Here is a 21,580-nt window from a genome sequence, read left to right as displayed (position 1 = left end):
TTAAATTGATATTTATAGTTTTATCTTTTATAAAAATAGATTATTAATTATTTTTACTTTATAAATTATCTTTCTTAATTATATAACCCCAATACACTTATCATATGAAAATAAATTTAAACAAAAAAATAAGAGTTAGAGCATAAATACTCTAACTCTTATATTACTTTATACTTCAATCAATATATATTAAACGTAATTAGTTATCTACTACTTACTAGTTTGCAGCAAGTTTTTTGTAGTTTTCTAATCTTTCTTTAGCATCTCTTTCAGTCTTTTCGAATAAAGCTTCAGCAGCTTCTGGGAATGCTTTTGCTAATGCAGCGTATCTAACTTCTCCCATTATGAATTCTCTGAAATCACCAGTTGGTTCTTTAGAGTCTAATGAGAATGGATTCTTACCAGTTTCTTTTAACATTGGGTTGAATCTATACATAGCCCAGTATCCGCATTCAACAGCTCTCTTCTCTTCTAATTGAGAGTTACCCATACCAGCTTTTAATCCGTGGCTGATACATGGAGCGTAAGCTATTATTAATGATGGTCCTTTGTATGCTTCAGCTTCAGCTATAGCTTTAAGAGTTTGGTTCTTATCTGCACCCATAGCTATTTGAGCAACATATACATAACCATAGCTCATAGCCATCATTCCTAAATCTTTCTTCTTAGTTCTCTTACCTGCAGCAGCGAATTTAGCGATAGCAGCAGTTGGAGTTGATTTAGAAGCCTGACCACCAGTATTTGAGTAGATTTCTGTATCCATAACAAGTATGTTTACATCTTCTCCACTAGCTAAAACGTGGTCAACTCCACCGTAACCGATGTCGTAAGCCCATCCGTCTCCACCGAAGATCCATTGTGATCTCTTAGCTAAGTAGTCTTGATCTTTTAATATTTCTTTAGCGAACTCGTTAGTTTCACCTTGTAATGCAGCTACAACAGCGTCAGCTCTATCTCTAGTTCCTTCTCCGTTGTCAACTTCAGCTATCCAAGCTTCTAAAGCTTCTTTAGCTTCTGGTTTAACACCAGCTTCAATTGCTTTTCCAGCAAGATCAACTAATCTTTCTCTTATAGCTTTAACTCCTAAGAACATACCTAATCCGAATTCAGCGTTGTCCTCGAATAATGAGTTAGCCCAAGCTGGTCCATGACCATTGTGGTTAGTTGTGTATGGAGTTGAAGGAGCTGATCCACCCCAGATTGATGAACATCCAGTAGCGTTAGCTATCATCATTCTATCTCCGAATAATTGAGTTATAAGTTTAGCATATGGAGTTTCTCCACATCCAGCACAAGCTCCTGAGAACTCGAATAATGGTTGCTCGAATTGGCTACCTTTAACTGTGTTTTTGTTCATTGGGTTTTTCTTAGGTGCAACATCATTTACACAGTAATCCCAAGCTTCTATTTGATCTTCTTGAGTATGTTGTGGTTTCATAACTAAAGCTTTTTCCTTAGCAGGACAAACTTGAGCACAGTTTCCACATCCAGTACAGTCTAAAGTACTTACAGCCATAGTGAATTGCATTGGCTCTTCAGTTTTTAATGCTTTAGCAGCAACTAACTTAGTTGAAGCAGGAGCATTTTTAGCTTCTTCCTCAGTTAATAAGAATGGTCTTATTGTAGCATGAGGACAAACGTAAGCACATTGGTTACATTGGATACAGTTGTCTGCTATCCATTCTGGTATGTTTATACCGATTCCTCTCTTTTCGTATGCAGCAGTACCTGGTTCGAAAGTACCATCTTCCATTCCGTTGAATGCTGATACAGGAAGTTTATCTCCTTCTAATCTGTTCATTGGTTCAACAATGTTTTTGATGAATGCTGGAACTTCTTTAGCTTCAACAACTTCATCTTTAGCGTTAGCCCACTCAGCTGGAACAGTGATTTCAACGATAGCGTCGATTCCTTTGTCTATAGCAGCGTGGTTCATGTTAACAACTTTTTCACCTTTTTTACCGTATGAAGTTACAACAGCATCTTTTAAGTATTTAACTGCGTCTTCTACTGGTATTATGTTAGCTAGTTTGAAGAATGCTGATTGCATGATCATGTTGATTCTTCCACCTAATCCAACTTCTTGAGCTATCTTAACAGCATTTAAAGTATAGAACTTAATGTTGTTTTCAGCTAAGAATCTCTTATAGCTTGCTGGTAAATGTTCAGCAACTTCTTCTGGAGTCCAGATAGTGTTTAATAAGAATGTTCCGTTTTTCTTTAATCCATCTAAAACGAAGTATTTGTTAACATATGATTGGTTATGACAAGCAACGAAATCAGCTTTGTTTATTAAGTAAGGTGATTTTATTGGTTGTTTACCGAATCTTAAGTGAGAAATTGTAACCCCACCTGATTTTTTAGAGTCATATGCAAAGTATCCTTGAGCATACATGTCAGTATGGTCTCCGATGATTTTGATAGCACTCTTGTTAGCTCCAACTGTTCCGTCTGATCCTAATCCCCAGAACTTACAAGCTTTAGTTCCTTCTGGAGTAGTATCTATGTCTCCAACTGGTTCTAATGAAGTGTTAGTTACGTCATCAACTATTGATAAAGTGAATCCATTTTTAGCATCCTCTTTATTTAAGTTTTCGTAAACAGCAACGATATCAGCTGGTACAGTATCTTTTGATCCTAATCCGAATCTACCACCAACTATTACAGGAGCATTTTCTAATCCGTAGAATGCATTTTTAACTTCTAAGTATAGAGGTTCTCCTGCAGCACCTGGTTCTTTAGTTCTATCTAAAACAGCAACCTTTTTAACAGTTTTTGGCATTGCTTTTATTAATCTTTCATTTGAGAATGGTCTGAATAATCTTACTTTGATTAAACCAACTTTTTCTCCTTTAGCGTTTAAGTAGTCTACAGTTTCTTCTATTAAGTCAGTAACTGATCCCATAGCTACGATAACTCTTTCAGCATCTGCTGCTCCATAGTAATCGAAACAGTTGTACTCTCTACCAGTTAACTTAGTGATTTCTTTCATGTAGCTCTCAACTATTTCTGGAACTGCATCGTAGAATTTGTTTACTGCTTCTCTTTCTTGGAAGTAGATGTCTGGGTTTTGAGCTGTACCTCTTGTAACAGGCTTGTTAGGGTTAAGAGCTCTTCTTCTGAACTCTTCTACAGCTTCCATATCTACTAATTCTTTTAATTCATCGTATTGTAAAAGTTCAACTTTTTGTATTTCATGTGATGTTCTGAATCCATCGAAGAAGTTTACGAAAGGTATTCTAGCTTTAAGAGCTGCTAAGTGAGCAACTGCTGATAAATCCATAACCTCTTGAACTGATCCTTCTGCTAACATAGCGAATCCAGTTTGTCTTGCAGCCATAACGTCTTGGTGATCACCGAAGATGTTTAATGCTGAAGTAGCTAATGCTCTAGCTGATACATGGAATACTGATGGTAATAATTCACCAGCTATTTTGTACATGTTTGGTATCATTAATAATAAACCTTGTGAAGCTGTGTAAGTAGTAGTTAAAGCTCCAGCTTGTAATGAACCGTGAACTGCTCCAGCAGCACCTGCTTCTGATTGCATTTCCATTACTTTTACAGGTTGACCAAATATGTTCTTTAATCCTCTTGCACTGTTTTCATCAACCCACTCTGCCATTGGTGATGATGGAGTGATAGGGAATATTGCTGCAACATCAGTGAACGCATATGATATATAAGCGGCAGCTGTGTTACCATCCATAGTTTTCATTTTTCTCATTGCCATTGAGATGACCTCTCTTTCATTAATTTTGTAGATATATAAATTAAAATCTTAAAAATTATAATATATTTAAAGTAATTAATTAAAATTACTTATTAGCATAAGTATTATTTTATTAATTTTTTTGCTAATTCTTTTGCTGAATTAATTTCATCATCGTTTGGTGATTCATTTACAGCTAAGCTACCAACAACGTCGAATCCATAATCTTTCATTCTTTTAACCCATTCAACCATGAATTCTCCATTATCCCAACCATATGATCCAAATAAGATCATTTTTTTGTTGTTATTTGGAGTTAATTTGAATTGATTAACAAATGGTTCCATATCGTATTGTTCTATTCTATTATTATCCATTGAAGGGCTGCCTAAAGCTACTGCATCGGCTTCTAGCACATCTTCTACTTTAGCGTTTGAAACATGTTTTATTAAAACCTCTGCTCCTAAATCTGTTAACTCATCTGCAATAGTGTTTGCTAATACTTCAACATTTCCACCATTGCTCCAATATATTACTGATACTTTACTCATAAAAACACCTCTTATACTTGATAATATATTTTATCTTAAAGCCCAATATTATTTGATACAAAACTAATTTTACTCGACATTAATAATTATACTCTTTGACAGAAATTTTTCAAGTTTCATATTCCGATATTTTGAAACATATTTTTATAGTTTATTCTTAATTCTTGTAAAACTTCTACCATATGCTAAGAATTAACTATAAAAATTTACATATGTGCCGATTTTTTTATTATATCTATGATATTATTAACACCATTGCCTATTTTGCTCATTTTCATGGAATTTAAGTACTTTTCTCTATTTTTTTCTAAATCCTTTATTGATTTTAATAATAATTCTGAATTAAGCTCTTCTTCTTTTATGACCATAGAATATCCACTCTTTTCAAAGGAATTAGCATTTAAAACTTGATCTCCTCTTGAAGCATTAGCTGATAAAGGTATTAATATATTTAACTTTCTAAGAGCTAATAATTCAAATATTGTATTTGCTCCTGCTCTAGATATAACTAAATCTGCTAAAGCCATTAAATCTGGAAGTTCCTCTGATATATACTCATATTGTCTATATCCATCTAAGTTCTTTAATGATTCATCTAAGTTTCCTTTTCCACATAAATGTATAACATTATATTCTTTTAATATCTCATTTAAAATTTTTCTAACGCTTTCATTTATAACTTTTGAACCTAAACTACCACCAATTATCATAAGAACTTTTTTATTTTCTTTGAAGTTACAGAACTTTCTTCCTCTTTCTTTGTCTCCCTTTAAAAGGTCTTCTCTTATTGGAGTTCCTGTTAATTCCCCTTTATTATCCTTTATATATTTTAAACTTTCTGGGAATGTAACACACAGGGTATCACAAAATGGTGATGCTATTTTATTTGCTAATCCAGGGGTTAAATCTGATTCATGAGATACCACAGGAATTTTTTTCATTGAGGCTGCTATTACTACAGGTACTGTAACAAATCCACCCTTTGAAAATATAACATCTGGTTTTTCTTTTGAAAGTATTCTTGAGGCATCCATAACACCTTTTAATACTTTAAAAGGATCTGTAAAGTTTTTTATATCAAAATATCTTCTAAGCTTACCTGATGATATTGAATAATAAGGTATATTTTCCTTAGTTATTATTTCTTTTTCTATACCATTTTTACTTCCTATATATTTTATTTCAAACCCTAACTCTTTTAATTTAGGAACTAAAGCTAAATTTGGGGTAACATGACCTGCAGAACCTCCACCAGTCATAATTATTTTATACTTTTTCAAAAAATCAACTCCCTTAATAAAATGTGATTTTATAATATTTTAAATAAACTATGGTTTTATAAATATTTTTTTGTAATAACTCCTATAATTCCCTCTCATATTTTACTCTATTCTGCACAATATATAAATGCAAACTCAATTAATAGTAATACAAACTCAATTAATAACTAAGGAGGAATGAAAAATGTCACAACATTTAGTACCAGAAGCAAAAAACGGATTATCAAAATTCAAAAATGAAGTAGCAGCTGAAATGGGAGTACCATTCTCAGATTACAATGGAGATTTAAGTTCTAAACAATGCGGAAGCGTTGGTGGAGAAATGGTTAAAAGAATGGTAGAACAATACGAAAAAGGAATTTAACCTGAACCTATTAAAGTCTACTGTTAAATAAAATTAAATATTAATATTGTATATGATTAATTTATGCCTAATTATATACAAAACATTGGAGCAATATTTTAAAATATTGCTCCTTTAATTTTATAATCTAAAGTATTTTACATTAGCTTGAATAGATTTATTCCCATTAAACTCATTTATATTTGGGTAATAAATTAAATCAACGCTAAAGTTGCAATTTCCACCATCTAATACTCTTAATAATTCCTCTTCTCCATATTTATTAGCAAAATCTTCTTTAAATTCCTCAACCTTATTTCCAAAGGCTATGGCATCTATGGTTTTGTAACTATTTCTTAATTTACATCTAAACTTAATTACATTCTGCTCTTTTCCCATTATCCAAACTCTGCTTACTTTAACATCTTTCTCTCCAAAAAGCGGGCTAGAATTTCCTTTTCCAAAGGGTTCTAACTTATCTAAACTATCTACTAATCCATAATTTAAACTTTCTAAAGGTAATTTAACATCTATTCTAACCTTTGGTATTATATCATAATCTGTTAATTTACAGTTTTCTAATAACATATTTCTTAATATAGGTATGTTTTTTTCTTCAACAGATAAACCAGCAGCCATTGGATGTCCTCCAAATTTGCTTATAAGCTCTTTACATTTTGATAATTCCTCAAAAATATTATATTCCTCTATAGACCTTGCAGATCCCTTAGGCATATCTTTTCCTTTAGTCATTATTATTGTAGGAACATTATATTTTTCTTTTATTCTCCCTGCTACAATTCCAGCAATACTTTCATGTATATAAGGATTATAAACTAAAATAACCTTGTCATTTTCCATATTATTATCTTCTATTTGCTTTATTACCATATCAACGCTGTCTTTAGTTAATTCCTGTCTTCTTTGATTAAGCTCAAAAAGCTCCTTAGCTAAAGTATCTGCCCTTTCATCATCTTCAGCTAAAAGCAATTCAACAGATAAGTCAGCTGTTTCAAGTCTTCCAGTGGCATTTATACAAGGGCCTATAACAAACCCTAAGTGATATTGTGCCATTTCCTTTCCTTCAAGACCTGTATATTTCTTTAAAGCTATTAATCCTTTATTTTTAGTATTATTAAGCATTTCTAAGCCATTTTTTACTATTATTCTATTTTCTCCTAATAGATCAACTACATCACACACAGTAGCAATTGCACAAATCTCTAATAATTCTAAAGCTTCCTTCTGTGGAATCCCTAGTTCTTTATATAATGCACATATAAATTTAAAGGCAATTCCTGCTCCACATAGGGATTTAAATGGATAATTACAGTCTTCTTGTTTAGGATTTATAACAGCATAAGCCTTTGGAACTTCTTTATTTATCTCTCCATTTTCATCTTTAACTAAAGGAATATCATGATGATCTGTTAATATTACATCCATGCCTAAATTCTCAGCTAAATCTATTTCTTCAAAGGCTGCAATTCCATTGTCACAAGTTAAAATAACCTTAGTGCCCTCTTCCTTTAAAATTTTAACTCTCTTAGAGTTCATACCATACCCTTCATCTTCCCTATCTGGAATATGATAATTAAAGTTAGCATTGCATCTTTTTAACCCTTTATAAAGAATTGAAGTACTTGATACACCGTCGCAATCATAATCTCCATATATGGTTATTTTATCTCCCTTTTCTATGGCTTCTTTTACCCTTTTAACCCCTTTCTCCATATCTTTCATAAGATAAGGGTTATTTAAATTTTCAATTCCACCAAATAAAAATTCACGTGCATCTTTTTCATCTTTTATATTTCTATTCACTAAAAGGATAGATGTTAATAAATCTATATTTAATTCTTCCTTTAAATTTTCTATTTCATCTCTTTTTCTTTGTTTAAGTAGCCACTGCTCTCTCACGCCATCACCTCTTAGTTAATTATTTGCACAATGGATTTCTTTAAAACTCTTTTAATTAAATTTTTCATATCTTTTAAACTTAAGTTTTCAACTAAGTTTAATTCTTCAAAAATATATTCTCCTCTATTAAACATAGTTTCATATATAGCCATTCTATTAGCAAGAACTATACTTTTTTCTAAATCTAATGAATTTTTAAGCTTAAATCTCTTTATTAGTTTATTTAATCCCTCTTCACTTAAATAATCTTCTATATCCATAGCCTTTGATATACACTTTTCAATAAGTCCTAAGGCTTCTTCTTCCTTTTCCTTAGAGGTTCCTAAATAAATTTTAAATAATCTTATTCCCTTTTCATACTTAACTTCACTATAAACTTCATAAGCTAGTCCATTCTTAGTTCTAATTTCATCGTATAATACGGAGCTTACCCCTTCACCAAACCAAAGATTAAATACCTTAAGTAAAGTTACCTCTTCCATACTTAAATCATTTATATCAAATAAACAGCATATTTTTGCCCCAGTATTTCCCTCTATCTTTTTAGAGAATATGCCACAATTAATATTTCTTTCTAAATTATATTTAGATATTTTTCCTCTCTTTGCTCTATTAAAATTTTTCTCTACAATCTCTTTTACTTCTTCTAAAGAAAGAGAGGAAACAACTGAGACAATCATATTTTCACTTAGATAATTTCTTTCATAAAAATCTTTTAACCCTTGAAAACTTATAGCTTCTATATGATTTTTTTCTCCTATTATTAAGTTTCCTATTCTTTCATCTGGTAAGCCATTCATTAAAGCAAGGTCCTCTACATGTTGCTCTAAATCTTCTTTCCACTCATCACTTTCTTGTTTTATAACATTTAATTCTTCTGAAAAACCAAATTCCTGAAGATCTGAATTTAAAACTATATCTGCATATAAAGAAAATCCTTCTTCAAAATCTTCCTTTGCAGTAGTTCCATAATAAATAACATAAGGGAAATTAGTCATAGCATTATTAAATCCAAATAAATCATCTAATTTTTCATTTATCTCATCTTCCTTAAGCTTCTCATTTCCTTTAAATAAAATATGCTCTAGGGCATGTGCCATTCCTATTTCATCTTTATGTTCTACATTAGCTCCGCTCTCTAAGCTTATGCAAAAAGATGTATGTTCTATATCTTTAAATTTATATAATAATCTAACACCATTATTTAAAACTATTTTTTGCATATATTTCCCTCCAAATATATTAAATCTTATTATATTTTAACATACCTAATAAGCTTGTAAAAAAAAAAAGAGCCGTATCAAAACTCAAAAGAAAATTTATAAATGGAATATTTACTATAAACTTCTTAGATTAACTAAGTAATTTTCCAAATATGTTTATAAATTTTATTTGTAAGTTATTTTGATACAACTCTCTTTAAATTATAAAAGTTCTACTTACCTTCTTTTTCTAAGAAAAAGTTAATAAGCATTCCCTCTCTTATTTCCTCTGCTTCTTTTTCATATCCTAACTTTTTTAATATTTCTAATCCAAATACTAAGGCAGTTGCAGGTCCTCTACTAGTTATTATGTTTCCATCCACAACTACTGTGTCCTCTTCTACATAATTAACATTTCCAAGTTCCTCTTTAAACCCTGGATAACTTGTAACCTTCTTTCCTTCAATAACTCCAGCCTTAGCTAAAGCTATTGGAGCTGCACATATTGCAGCCACAATTTTATTTTCTTTATTATATTTCTTTATTAATGATTGTACTTTCTCATTATCTCTAAGATTTGTTGATCCTGGCATTCCACCTGGAAGTACAATTGCATCATAAGTTTCTAAATCATTATCTGATATTAATTTATCACAAAGCACCATTGTTCCATGAGCACTATTAACAGTTCTATTTTCTGTAAGGCTACATGCATGACATGTTACCTTAGCCCTATTACAAACATCTACAACAGATAATGCTTCTATAGTCTCAAAACCTTCTGCTAAAAATACTAATACTTTTTTCATGACCATACCTCCTACTTAATAATTACGTCCCTTATATAGTCTTCCAATACTAAAATCATTAAACTACTTCCTCTTCCTGCTCTATTTTGTAGTTTAATATCTTCAATATTGACTTCAGCCTTTTCTTTTTGCTTAGACTCTAAAATAAGTTTTTCATAATTACTAGTTAATTCTTTTTTATAGTCATTATACGCCTCTAAAGTTTTATCATCAATATCTTCAGATGGTGGTATAACCTTAACAAATATAACCTTATTATCATCTTTTAAGCTTATTCCTGTTACCCCTGAAGCTACTCTTCCCATTGGATTAATAGCTGTAGCTAAAAATTTAATTCCCATACCATTCTTAGTTACTAAGATTACTGTAGCATTTTCAAAATTTATATCTACATTTACTAATTCATCCTTTGGAGTTTTAAACTTATAAGCTATTTGATTATTAAATTCTCCTAAGAACTCTCTTAAAGATGTCTTTTTAACTAATCCTTCTCTTGAGAAGAAGTAAACAAATAAATCTTCACCTATTTTTCCAAACTCATTTATAGGTGCTACTTTTATTATAATTTCATCCTTTTCAAATCCATCTACTAAATCTGAAATATTACTTTCTTCTGTATTTTGAAGTAAGTATGCTGGGAATTTAAATACCTTTCCTTTATTTGAGAAAGCAATTATGTTTCTAAATGAATTAACTTTTACCTTTTCATAAGAATTGCTATTCATATTACTGAAAGTTTTTATATTTCCCTTTTTATTTATTCCTATGATGAATTCTTTATATTCATAGTTATCTACAAATCTTATACTCTTAATTTGGTTACCACTCTTTAATGGTACTAATTGAACTCCTAGTATATTTCTATCTGTAAACTCTAATTCTGGTTCTGAAACAACAAAGTTTAATCCATTAGTTGTTTCAATTTCAACAAATCTTTCTTCATCCTGTGAATCTATTAAAGATACACTTGCTAATAAATCATCATTCTTAAGCTTTATAGCCATCAGCTTTGAGTAAGCAGTAACAAATTTATCTAAAGTAGTCTTCTTTATTAATCCATTAGCAGTTATAAACTTAAAGCATTTGTTTGGAAGGAAATTCTCAATTGATTCAAGAGCAATAATTTTTTCATCTTCTAAACTTAATCCTCTTATTAAATCCTCAAGTCTTTCTCCTTTATCTTTCCATTTCTTATCTGCTACAGAATTACATTTTATTTGATAAACAGTTCCCTTATCAGTGAATATAGCTAAGGTATCCTTAGTATTTGATTTAATAAGGAATTTTAAATAATCTCCTTCTCTATATTCAATTTCATTTTCATCAACATTTGAACGATTATAAGTCTTAAGAGGAAGCTTCTTTATAAATCCTTCATTTGATAGAGTAACCATAACATCTTCTGCTACTATTAACTCTTCTAAATCTATCTTAGCTTCGCTTTCATCTTCTATTAAGGCAGTTCTTCTTTCATCACCATAAACTTCAGCCACTTCTTTTAATTCATCTTTTATAACACCTAAAAGAACTGACTCATTTTCTAAAATTTTTCTAAGTGCCTTTATTTTCTTTGATAACTCTTTATGCTCTTTTTGGAATACTTTTATCTCTAATCCAGTTAATCTATAAAGCATTAATTCTAGAATTGCCTCTGCCTGTAAGTCAGTAAATCCAAATTTTGAAACTAAATTCTCATGAGCATCTTTCTTTGATTTTGAAGCTCTAATTGTAGCTATAACTTCATCCATTATTCCTATAGCCTTTATGAAACCTTCAACTATGTGGAATCTCTTTTCTGCTACTTCTAACTCTCTTTTTGTTCTTCTTGTAACAACATCCTTTTGATGGTTTACATAATGAGATATTATTGTTTTTAATCCCATAGTCTCTGGCTTTCCATCTGCTAAGGCAACCATATTAAAGCTTATGTTACCTTGAAGATCAGTTTTCTTATAAAGATACTTAAGAACCTTATCAGCCATATCGTGATCTACAGCCTTCTTAAATTCTATTACGGCTCTTATACCAGTTCTATCTGACTCATCCCTAATATCCACTATTCCATCTAAAGCTTTAGCATGTCTCTTGTCACCAGTCATATCTGATATTGTTTGAAGTATTCTAGCCTTATTTCTTCTATAAGGGAATTCAGTTATTACTATTCCAAGTCTTCCATTTTCTAAAGTTTCAATTTTAGCCTTAGCTCTTAAAGTTACTTTTCCTTCACCTGTTTCATAAGCAGATAATAGAGTTTTCTCACCAATTAAAACTCCTCCTGTTGGAAGATCTGGCCCTTTTATATAATTCATTAATTCTCTAGTAGTAATTTCATTATTATCTATATAAGCTAAAGTACCATCTATAACTTCTCTTAAATTATGTGGTGGTATATTAGTTGAAAGTCCAACTGCTATACCAAAAGTACCATTTACTAAAAGGTTTGGATATCTAGCTGGTAATACCTTAGGTTCCATTTCAGAATCTGAGTAGTTTGGAACCATATCTACTACATTTTTTTCTATATCTCTAAGCATCTCCATAGATATACTAGAAAGTCTAGCCTCTGTATATCTCATAGCCGCTGCTCCATCTCCATCTATACTTCCCCAGTTTCCGTGTCCATCAATAAGGGGAGCTCTTGTACTAAAATTTTGAGCTAGAATTACCATGGCATCATAAACTGAACTATCTCCATGTGGGTGATATTTACCTAGTATATCCCCTACTATTCTAGCTGATTTGTAATAAGGTTTATCTGGAAAAGCCTTTAACATATATGCACCATATAAAATTCTTCTGTGTACAGGCTTTAATCCATCTCTTACATCTGGAAGTGCTCTATCCTTAGCAACTTCTACTGCATAAGGTAAATAGTTATCAGGCATAACCTCTTCAAGAGGCATTCTAATAATATTATTATCCTTAGGTATTTCAATATTCTTCTTAGCCATTTAATCTCCTCCTTTAGAACTCAGCATACTTATACATATAGTTCTTTCTAGGCTGAACAACATCACCCATTAATAAAGAAACCATTTTTTCAGCCTTAGCGGCATCTTCTATAGTAACTTGTACTAAAGTTCTTGTTTCTGGATTTAAAGTTGTCTCCCATAATTGGTCTGGATTCATTTCTCCAAGTCCTTTAAATCTTTGAATAGTTGCTCCCTTTCCTACCTTCTTTTTAACTTCTTCTAATTCGTCATCACTATAAGCATAAAGAATCTTATCTTTACCCTTACCTGATTTAGCAACTTTATAAAGAGGTGGTTGTGCTAAATAAAGATGACCATTAGCTATAAGAGGTCTCATGTATCTATAGATATATGTCATCCAAAGAGTTCTTATATGATATCCATCTACGTCAGCATCACTCATTATTATTATTTTGTCATATTTTAAATCTTCTTCATTATAATTATCTAAAATTCCTGTACCTATGGCAGTGTTAAAGATTTTTAATTCCTCAGAAGCTATAACATTTTCTAACTTTTGTTTTTCTGTATTCATTATTTTACCTTTTGAAGGCATTATTGTTTGGAATCTTCTATCTCTAGCTTGCTTAGCTGATCCACCTGCTGAATCTCCCTCAACTACTATGAATTCATTAGCTTCTTTATTTTTTAATGTGCATACTGCAACCTTTCCTGCTAAAGGTGCTGTTCCTTTTCCTATTTTCTTTCTCTCTGCATCATTAATCTTTTTAATTTTTTCTCTTCTAGCAGCTGCATCTAAGGCATTATTTATAATCATAGTTGCAACTTCTTTATTATCCTCTATCCAATGACCAAACTTAGTGTAAGCTAAATCATTCATCATTGTGTAAGCTTCATTATTTCCAAGCTTAGTTTTTGTTTGACCTTCAAAGACTGGATTTGTGATTTTTATTCTGACAATAGCTGTCATACCTTCTCTTAAATCATCACCTTCAAATTCCTTATCTTTTTCTTTTATAAGGTTAAGCTTTTTAGCCCATTCTTTAAAAGCACGAGTCATTCCTGTTTTAAAACCAGTCTCATGAGTACCAGCTTCTGTAGTAGGAATATTATTTACGTAACTAACTATATTCTCTGTTGTTGAATCAGTAAATTGAAGACATATCTCTCCATACATTTGTATGTTATTTACTTCTTTTTCTCCTTCAAATAAAACAGGAGTTGGATGCAGAGGGGTTTTACTTTCATTTAAATAATCTATAAAGTCTAAAAGTCCTCTTTCAGAGTAATATTCTTTACTTACGCTTTCTTCTTTTCTATTATCAATAAGTTCTAATCTTATTCCTTTATTTTGGAAAGCTAATTCTTGTAATCTTTCATCTATTATGTCAAATTTAAAATCTGATGTTGAAAATACTTCTCTATCTGGTAAAAAAGTAACCTTTGTTCCAGTTTCCTTAGATTCTCCTACTACTTCTAATGGAGTTACTGGTGTTCCTGGCATATCTTTTTTAAGCTCTTTGTCATAAGCATATTCAAATCTTTGTCTATATATTTTTCCATTTTGTTTTACTTCAACTTCTAGCCATCTTGATAAGGCATTAACAACGGCTGCTCCAACACCATGAAGTCCTCCAGAAGTCTTATAGTTTTGGTTATTAAACTTACCACCAGTGTGAAGCTCTGTAAATACCATTTCAACACCAGTTTTTTTCTTTATTGGATGCATTCCCGTAGGAATTCCTCTTCCATTATCTATTACAGTTACACTTTTATCTTTATTTAAAATAACCTTAGCCTTATTTCCATATCCATTTGATATTTCGTCTATAGAGTTATCTAATATTTCCCATATACAATGATGAAGTCCCTTGCTTCCTGTAGAACCTATGTACATTCCTGGTCTTACTCTTACTGGTTCTAACTTTTCTAAAGAAGTTAAAGAGGTAACATCATAATTGTTATTTTTATTGCTCATATACATCCTCCCTTAATTCCTCTGAAATCTCTTTATATATTTCCTCTAATTTAAATAATTCATTTTCTATGTCATTTATCTCTAATTCATTTCTAAATGTTTTTTTCTTTGCACTTGTTCCATATCTAGGATCATAATATTTTTCCATAAGTTCTAAGGCTACTTTCTTATAGTCACCTTTGGCTACTAAGTCTTTATATTGTTCCACTCTTTCTTGACTTATATGCTTTTTAAGAACTCCTAAAGCTTCATCTAATTGTTCATTTACATTTTCAAAGGCAGTATATTCCTTAACTAATCTCTCTGCTCTAATCTCTGGATCTGCACTTATTTTAAGTTTTGCACCTTCATACATCTTTTCAAATAAAGGATCAGGTATTAGAATTCTTCCTATTCTTTTACTTTCTCCTTCAATAAATACAATGTTAGAATTTCTATGTCTAAGTTTATCATAAACTAATGCATCAAATCTCTTTTGAGTATTGCAATCACCTAATCCAACTCCTCCAAGAATTGAACCTCTATGATTTGCGCATCCTTCTAAGTCTAAAACATCATATCCCTTTTCTTCTAATTTATATAGCATTTCTGTTTTTCCTACACCAGTATTTCCGTATAATACTATAAAATCAATTTCCTTTGAGAATTCTTCTATTTTATTTATTATAAAACTTCTATATGCTTTATATCCGCCTTCTAATTTATAACAATTTATTCCTAAACTATTTAGTAATGAATGTAGACTTCCACTTCTCATTCCACCTCTTGCACAAAAAATAACAAGTTTTTTACCATGCTTATTTCTATAAAGCTCTTGAACTTGTTTAAATATTTCAGGCAATCTTCTAGAGATGAATTCTATTCCTTGCTCTTTTGCAGCCTCTGCACTTTCTCTAACATATAAAGTTCCGACTACATCTCTCTCTTCATTTAAAAGCACTGGGATATTTACAGACCCTATCATAGGCTCTTCAAAGGCTTCCTTTTGGCTTCTAACATCTATAAAGATATACTCGTCCTCATGTCCATATATCTCCTCATAACTTATTAATCCAAACATTTATATATCATCCTTTCAATTTACTAAAATAGTATAATTCTTTAAAAATACATTGTCAAACATTTGTTCCCATCGAACATATCTTTATAGTACTTCACGATTATTAATTATATCAAAAGATTTTAAAATACAAAAACTTACCTTATTTAAATAAATATCTTCTAATAATATTGTCAACTTTATACTCTCGTAATCATTTTTACAGCAAAAATATAAGACATCCATTAATGGATGTCTTATAATAATTAAACTTCGTATATTCCGATTTGTCTAACGTGTTTAGTATGTGACCATTCTTTTTTATCTTTATCGATTATACCTTGGATTGTTATTGGTATCCAAGTTAATATGTATAATGGATAAATTAAATATCTATAGAATATTTGGAAATTTCTCTTTCCTAGGAATAATAATGTTCCTATTAAGAATATTCCTATATAAGCCACATTGAATAATGTTAATAACATTATATTGTCTAATATACCTAATTGATTTATTAAGTATGGTTGTATAAATACGTTACATGCATATAGTCCTAAAACTACGAATAACTTTCCGCTCATCTTTTTATCAAATAATAAAGCAAATGGTGTTAATAAGAATTGGAATACACAGAATAATTGCCATACTGTGGCATTAAATAAATAACTTATAACGAATATTCCAAGACCATCTACTGCTCTTATTTGTACAAAAGTTAATAAACCAGCTAATCCAGTTGCTAAAGTAACAAATGGTTGCATTACATATAAAGTACAGTCAAAAGCAACTAAGCTTCTATCTTTTATAGATTTCTTTAAAAGTTTCATTCCATATCTAGTAGCAACATCTGCAAATCCTTGCATCCATCTCTTTCTTTGGTTCCATGAAGCTTTTAAAGTTAATGGTTTTTCATCATATATTATGGCATCATGTGCCCAACCTACTTTTTCTCCATTTAATATAAGCTTACAACTAAACTCTAAGTCTTCTGTTAAGCAAGTAGCTCCCCATCCTAACTTTTTAAGAGTTGCAGTATCTATAACGAATCCTGTTCCACCTATTTGAGCTGATAGCCCTATATTACTCTTAGCTAATTGAAGCATTCTATTAGCTGATGTAAATGCTATGGCATAAGATTCTGTTATCCATGAATCTTGTGGATTCTTAGAATCTATATATCCTTGAACAACCTTAAATCCTTCACACATTTTATTGTTCATTTCTTTTAAGAAATTCTTATCAACTAAGTTATCGGCATCAAAAACTGCTATTCCATCGTAATGAGTATCCATTTTGAATATTTTATCAAACATCCATTCTAATGCGAAACCCTTACCTCTCTTCTCTTTATTAAATCTTTCAAATACATTTGCCCCTGCTGCTCTTGCAATCTTAGCAGTATTATCAGTACAGTTATCTGCAATAACAAATATATCATATAATTCTTTTGGATAATCTAAATGTTTTAAACTTTCAACTAGATTTTCTATAACTACTTCTTCATTATGGGCTGCTACAAGCATTGCAAATTTCTTTTGAGGCTCAAAAGTCTTTGTATCTTTTTTCTTATAGAATCCAAATAACGCTATGAATAAATAGTATAGCATTAGAGCAAATACGCCTATTTGAAAAATAGCTGTTACCCAAAATATATACTTTTCCATAAATTCCACTCCTATAATTTAAATTAACCTCTGACATTATAACAGTTGTTTATATATTTTGTAAAATATATTTTTTTGTTATTTTTTAATAAATTATCAAAAAAACATGATAAATGGAATAAAATCATCAATTTAGAATAAATATCATCGTAAAATTTTCATAGCAATTGATTCATAAAACAAAATATATTTTATGAATCAATTGCACCAAAACTTAAAATATTACTATTCATCTATTTTATATGTTTTAAACCTCTAAAAATTTAGTTCCATATTTTTTGAAATAATCTTTTTATTGTAAACAACCATTATTTAATAAAGGTTCCTCTTGAATTTTCCTAAGAAATTTTTAAATTTCTTTCTTATTAGCATTTAATTAATAGTGTTTTACTAACCATATAATCGTCATGTTCTTCAGTGTATTAATCTAAGTCTAAAACTTCACCCCATCTTTTAAACCTTTTACAAAGATTTTCATATACCCTATAGTTACATTAACATCACTGTCCTTTAGATTTAATTTAAATTTATATATTTAATTACAATAAACCAAATTTACAAACTTCTTATATATCCTTAAATCTAAATATATCTTTTTTCATAATATAATTTTGCCATATAACCCCCTTATGAATTATTACAAATTTATTAATTTATAAATAAAAGCAATGATTACTGTAGTTTTATATTTTGTTAATTTAGAATAATTTTACTATCTATATTATAATAATTCTTTATATTTAATTATTAAAGTAATACTTAAAAGTTAATACGTTTCTAAAACTTTTTGTTTTATTTTTTATTTAAATGCAAAATATATAATTAATATTTTGAAAAGGATTGATTATATATGAAAATAGGATATGCTTGTACTCCAATAACTACAAATGCTAGAACAAATCGTAGAATATTACTAAAGGATTTTTCTAAGGATAAATTCCTTTCTATTACAAAGCAAAATTTAGATGATTTACAAAAAATATTAGAATGGAATATTAAAAATAATATTTACTTATTTAGAATAGGCTCAGACATTATCCCCTTAGGTTCCCATGAAATAAATAATATAAGCTGGCAAAAAGAATTTAAATATGAATTAGAAACCATAGGAACTTTTATTAAAAATAATAAAATTAGAGTTTCTATGCATCCTGGTCAATATACAGTAATAAACACCCCTAAAGAGGATGTATTATACAAATCTATAAAGGATATTGAGTATCACTGTGAGTTTTTAGACTCCTTAAATGTAGATTATAAAAATAAAATAATACTTCATATAGGAGGGGTATATGGAGATAAAAAATTAGCAAAGGAAAACTTTTTAAAGGGATTTAAGAAACTTTCAGATTCTTCTAAAAAGCGATTAGTCATAGAAAATGATGAGAGAAATTTTTCTCTAGATGATGTATTAGATATTTCTAGTAAATTAAACATTCCTGTTATATTTGATAATTTACATAATATATGCTATGGGGATAATTCCTATAGTTTAAAAGAAATTTACTCACTTATTATTAAAACATGGAATAAAGAGTTAGATGGAAATATGAAAGTACATTATAGTGAGCAGGATATTTTTAAAAAGAAAGGGTCCCACTCTCCTTCAATTTCTATAAATAGTTTTTTAGAATATTATGAGGAGGTTAAAGAGTTTTCTCCTGACATAATGTTAGAGGTTAAGGATAAGGATGTTTCTGCAATTAAGTGTATAAACTCCTTAAAAGAAATAAATAAAACATTAAACTCTAAAGCTTATAGGGAAGAGATAGAAAATTATAAATTACTTTTGCTTCAATACGATAAAGACTTTCAGAAAAATCTTAACTCCTTTTCTAAAGGTTTAATAGAATTTTATAATTATTTAGATAACTTATTACTATCTCCTAAAGATATAATAGGATTTAAATACTCTTTAGAACTAGCTTTTAATATTTTAAAAGATCACATAAGTAATAGGGAAAGCCTATATTTTAAAAAGCTCATTAATGAAAAAGAATATGAAAAAGCTAAAGTTTATTTAACAAAGTTAGTAAAAAAAATAGAGTTTCCCCCTAAGGAATTATCTTATTATATTTCTCAGCCTTAAACTTACTACCCCTCCAAAATTGTCACAATTTATATATTAATAAAATATATTGGAATTAACAGTAAAATTTTGGAGGCAGAAAAAGTGAGCTTTTTAAGTATACTTCTTTTTGTAATTGCTGCAAGTTTAGATATACTTGTTGTTTCTTTAGCATATGGTTTAAAAGACATAAAAATAAATTTTTCAAGTACCCTTGTCATAGCATCCATATCTGCTTTAGGAACTTTTATTTCAATGATACTTGGAAAATTTTTAGTGGATTTAATTCCTGTTAAATTAGGAGATATTATAGGTGGTTTAGTTCTTCTTTTATTAGGTTTTTATTCTATATATTCTTATTTCAAAGAGAAAAAAATCCTAACCTCACATAATAGTGAGAATAATTCCTCTCCCACCTTTATATTAGAAAATCCAGAAGTTGCAGATAAAGATAAGTCTGGTAATATTGATTTTAAAGAATCCCTAGCTTTATCCTTGGCCTTAGCTTTAAACAACTTTGGTTTAGGAATAGGTGCCAGCATCTCTGGACTTAATATTGCCTTTACAACAATATCAACCTTTATTATTTCATTGATATTTATCTCCTTAGGCTTCTATTTATCAAAAACAATAAAAAGTAAAAATATTTCAAAAAACAGTAACTTAATTGCAGGAATAATAATCATTATATTATCACTATTTATTATTTTTTAGATACAATTAAGTTTTATTCAAAATATAAAAATACATTGCCATACAAAAAGCAACTATAAATTCTTAAATAAATTAACTTTAAATAAAATATAAAAGGCCTTACTCTAGTAAATTAACTAAAGTATGACCTTTTCATATTTTTTAAAATTATTTAAATAATATTTTTGTATTAAACTGTTGTTATATCAACATCCTCTGAGTAATCTACTCCCTCTAAACCAAATCCAAATAACTTGAAAAATTCCTTTTTAAAATCTTCTGCATCACTTAATTCAAAAACATTCTCACTAGTTATTTGTGGCCATATTTCTTCAATAGCCTTTTGTACATCCTCAGCCATCTCTAAATCATCTATTCTAATTCTATTTTCTGAGTCTAAATTTAAGTTTCCTTCGTAAAGCTCTTTAAACATTCTGTATATTTGCTCAATGCAACCCTCATGAGTACCTTTTTCTTTCATAACTTTATAAAGAATTGAAATATATAAAGATACTATTGGAATAGCTGAACTAGCTTGTGTTACTAAAGCTTTATTTACAGATATATATCCTTCTCCATCTAATGATTTTAAAACCTTAGTTATCTCTCCTGCAGTTTTTTCTAAATCATTTTTAGCTCTTCCTATAGTTCCTTCTCTGTATATTGGATAGGTAACTTCTGGTCCAATATATGAATAAGCTATTGTTTTAATGCCCTTTTCTAAAACATCAGCTTCTTTTAATGCTTCAATCCATAGCATCCAGTCTTCTCCACCCATTACTTTTCTAGTACCTTCTATTTCCTCCTCTGTAGCTGGATTAATAGTAATATCCTGTATTTCTCCTGTGTGGAAATCTAAAGTTTTACTAGTAAATGGAGCTCCTACAGTTTTTAAACAAGAACTATAAACTTCTCCTGAAACAGGATCCTTTCTCTTTGGAGCTGCTAAGGAATATATAACTAAATCTACTTTTCCCATATTTTCTTTTATTAAATCTATAACTTCATTTTTAACTTCATTAGAAAAAGCATCTCCATTTACTGATATGAATTTCTTTCCTTCACCTTCTGAAAATTTCTTTAATGATTCTATGTTATACCAACCTGCTGAAGCTGTTCTTTTCCCTTTTGCCTCTCTCTCAAATGAAACACCTAAAACTTCCGCATCACATGCTTCTGAAGCCACAATAGCACTTGCTAATCCATATCCAGTGGAAGCCCCTAATACAAGTACTCTTTTAGCTCCCTCTATCTTTCCATTTTCTTTTACGTACTCTATTTGATTCTCAACATTTTTTTTGCAACCTGTAGGATGTGATGTAGTACATATAAATCCTCTAAACTTTGGTTCTACTATCATTAAGATTTCTCTCCCTTCTTCTTTT

At 29.7% G+C, this 21,580-nt stretch carries 14 protein-coding genes; 3 read left to right on the top strand and 11 right to left on the bottom strand.

The features are described 5' to 3' along the window. Positions 1-217: 217 nt before the first annotated feature. From nifJ to I6G60_RS05020, 3 genes are all read right to left on the bottom strand, one after another. Positions 218-3,727: a pyruvate:ferredoxin (flavodoxin) oxidoreductase gene (nifJ, locus tag I6G60_RS05030; RefSeq protein ID WP_025647475.1), complete on the bottom strand. Its 3,510-nt coding sequence runs from the start codon at positions 3,725-3,727 to the stop codon at positions 218-220. 110 nt (positions 3,728-3,837) lie between these two features. Continuing rightward, positions 3,838-4,263 (bottom strand): flavodoxin, encoded by a 426-nt coding sequence (locus I6G60_RS05025; RefSeq protein ID WP_003451301.1) that lies wholly within the window; start codon positions 4,261-4,263, stop codon positions 3,838-3,840. 206 nt (positions 4,264-4,469) lie between these two features. Further along, positions 4,470-5,543 (bottom strand): undecaprenyldiphospho-muramoylpentapeptide beta-N-acetylglucosaminyltransferase, encoded by a 1,074-nt coding sequence (locus I6G60_RS05020; RefSeq protein WP_003451085.1) that lies wholly within the window; start codon positions 5,541-5,543, stop codon positions 4,470-4,472. A 184-nt stretch (positions 5,544-5,727) separates the two neighbouring features. On the opposite strand from I6G60_RS05020, the gene I6G60_RS05015 reads away from it, so the two are divergent. Then, on the top strand, positions 5,728-5,907 hold the full coding sequence (locus I6G60_RS05015) for an alpha/beta-type small acid-soluble spore protein (RefSeq protein ID WP_003451068.1): 180 nt from the start codon (positions 5,728-5,730) through the stop codon (positions 5,905-5,907). Positions 5,908-6,027: 120 nt separating this feature from the next. Here I6G60_RS05015 and recJ read toward each other — a convergent pair whose 3' ends face one another. The 7 genes from recJ to I6G60_RS04980 form a co-directional block, all read right to left on the bottom strand. Continuing rightward, positions 6,028-7,806, bottom strand: a complete 1,779-nt coding sequence (gene recJ / locus I6G60_RS05010; RefSeq protein WP_011591040.1) for a single-stranded-DNA-specific exonuclease RecJ — start codon at positions 7,804-7,806, stop codon at positions 6,028-6,030. Between the two features lie 11 nt (positions 7,807-7,817). After that, the gene (locus I6G60_RS05005) at positions 7,818-9,029 is read right to left on the bottom strand and encodes a M16 family metallopeptidase (RefSeq protein WP_011591041.1); all 1,212 of its coding nucleotides are present in this window, start codon (positions 9,027-9,029) and stop codon (positions 7,818-7,820) included. A gap of 212 nt (positions 9,030-9,241) precedes the next feature. Further along, positions 9,242-9,817: a DJ-1 family glyoxalase III gene (locus I6G60_RS05000; RefSeq protein ID WP_004457853.1), complete on the bottom strand. Its 576-nt coding sequence runs from the start codon at positions 9,815-9,817 to the stop codon at positions 9,242-9,244. Between the two features lie 11 nt (positions 9,818-9,828). Further along, positions 9,829-12,768 carry a DNA topoisomerase IV subunit A gene (locus I6G60_RS04995; RefSeq protein WP_197925638.1) on the bottom strand — a complete coding sequence of 980 codons (2,940 nt, stop codon included), beginning with the start codon at positions 12,766-12,768 and terminating at the stop codon, positions 9,829-9,831. 13 nt (positions 12,769-12,781) lie between these two features. Next, positions 12,782-14,728: a DNA gyrase/topoisomerase IV subunit B gene (locus I6G60_RS04990; RefSeq protein WP_003451434.1), complete on the bottom strand. Its 1,947-nt coding sequence runs from the start codon at positions 14,726-14,728 to the stop codon at positions 12,782-12,784. Continuing rightward, a complete protein-coding gene (gene mnmH / locus I6G60_RS04985) occupies positions 14,718-15,788 on the bottom strand; it encodes a tRNA 2-selenouridine(34) synthase MnmH (RefSeq protein ID WP_003454987.1) in 1,071 nt (356 codons plus the stop codon). Before mnmH ends, I6G60_RS04990 begins: the two co-directional genes overlap by 11 nt. Positions 15,789-16,033: 245 nt before the next feature. Further along, complete coding sequence (locus I6G60_RS04980) at positions 16,034-17,434, bottom strand: glycosyltransferase family 2 protein (RefSeq protein WP_003451106.1); 1,401 nt, start codon at positions 17,432-17,434, stop codon at positions 16,034-16,036. An 850-nt stretch (positions 17,435-18,284) separates the two neighbouring features. On the opposite strand from I6G60_RS04980, the gene uvsE reads away from it, so the two are divergent. After that, positions 18,285-19,523 carry a UV DNA damage repair endonuclease UvsE gene (gene uvsE / locus I6G60_RS04975; RefSeq protein ID WP_049040138.1) on the top strand — a complete coding sequence of 413 codons (1,239 nt, stop codon included), beginning with the start codon at positions 18,285-18,287 and terminating at the stop codon, positions 19,521-19,523. 84 nt (positions 19,524-19,607) lie between these two features. Then, complete coding sequence (ytaF, locus tag I6G60_RS04970; protein ID WP_003451397.1) at positions 19,608-20,216, top strand: sporulation membrane protein YtaF; 609 nt, start codon at positions 19,608-19,610, stop codon at positions 20,214-20,216. Positions 20,217-20,385: 169 nt separating this feature from the next. On the opposite strand, the gene fabV is transcribed toward ytaF, so the two are convergent. After that, a complete protein-coding gene (fabV, locus tag I6G60_RS04965; protein WP_078234091.1) occupies positions 20,386-21,555 on the bottom strand; it encodes an enoyl-ACP reductase FabV in 1,170 nt (389 codons plus the stop codon). Between the last annotated feature and the right edge of the window lie 25 nt (positions 21,556-21,580).

Origin of the sequence: Clostridium perfringens (genome assembly GCF_016027375.1) — a bacterium.
Taxonomy (GTDB): Bacteria; Bacillota; Clostridia; order Clostridiales; family Clostridiaceae; genus Sarcina; species Sarcina perfringens.
This window is presented reverse-complemented; position numbering and strand designations above follow the sequence as displayed.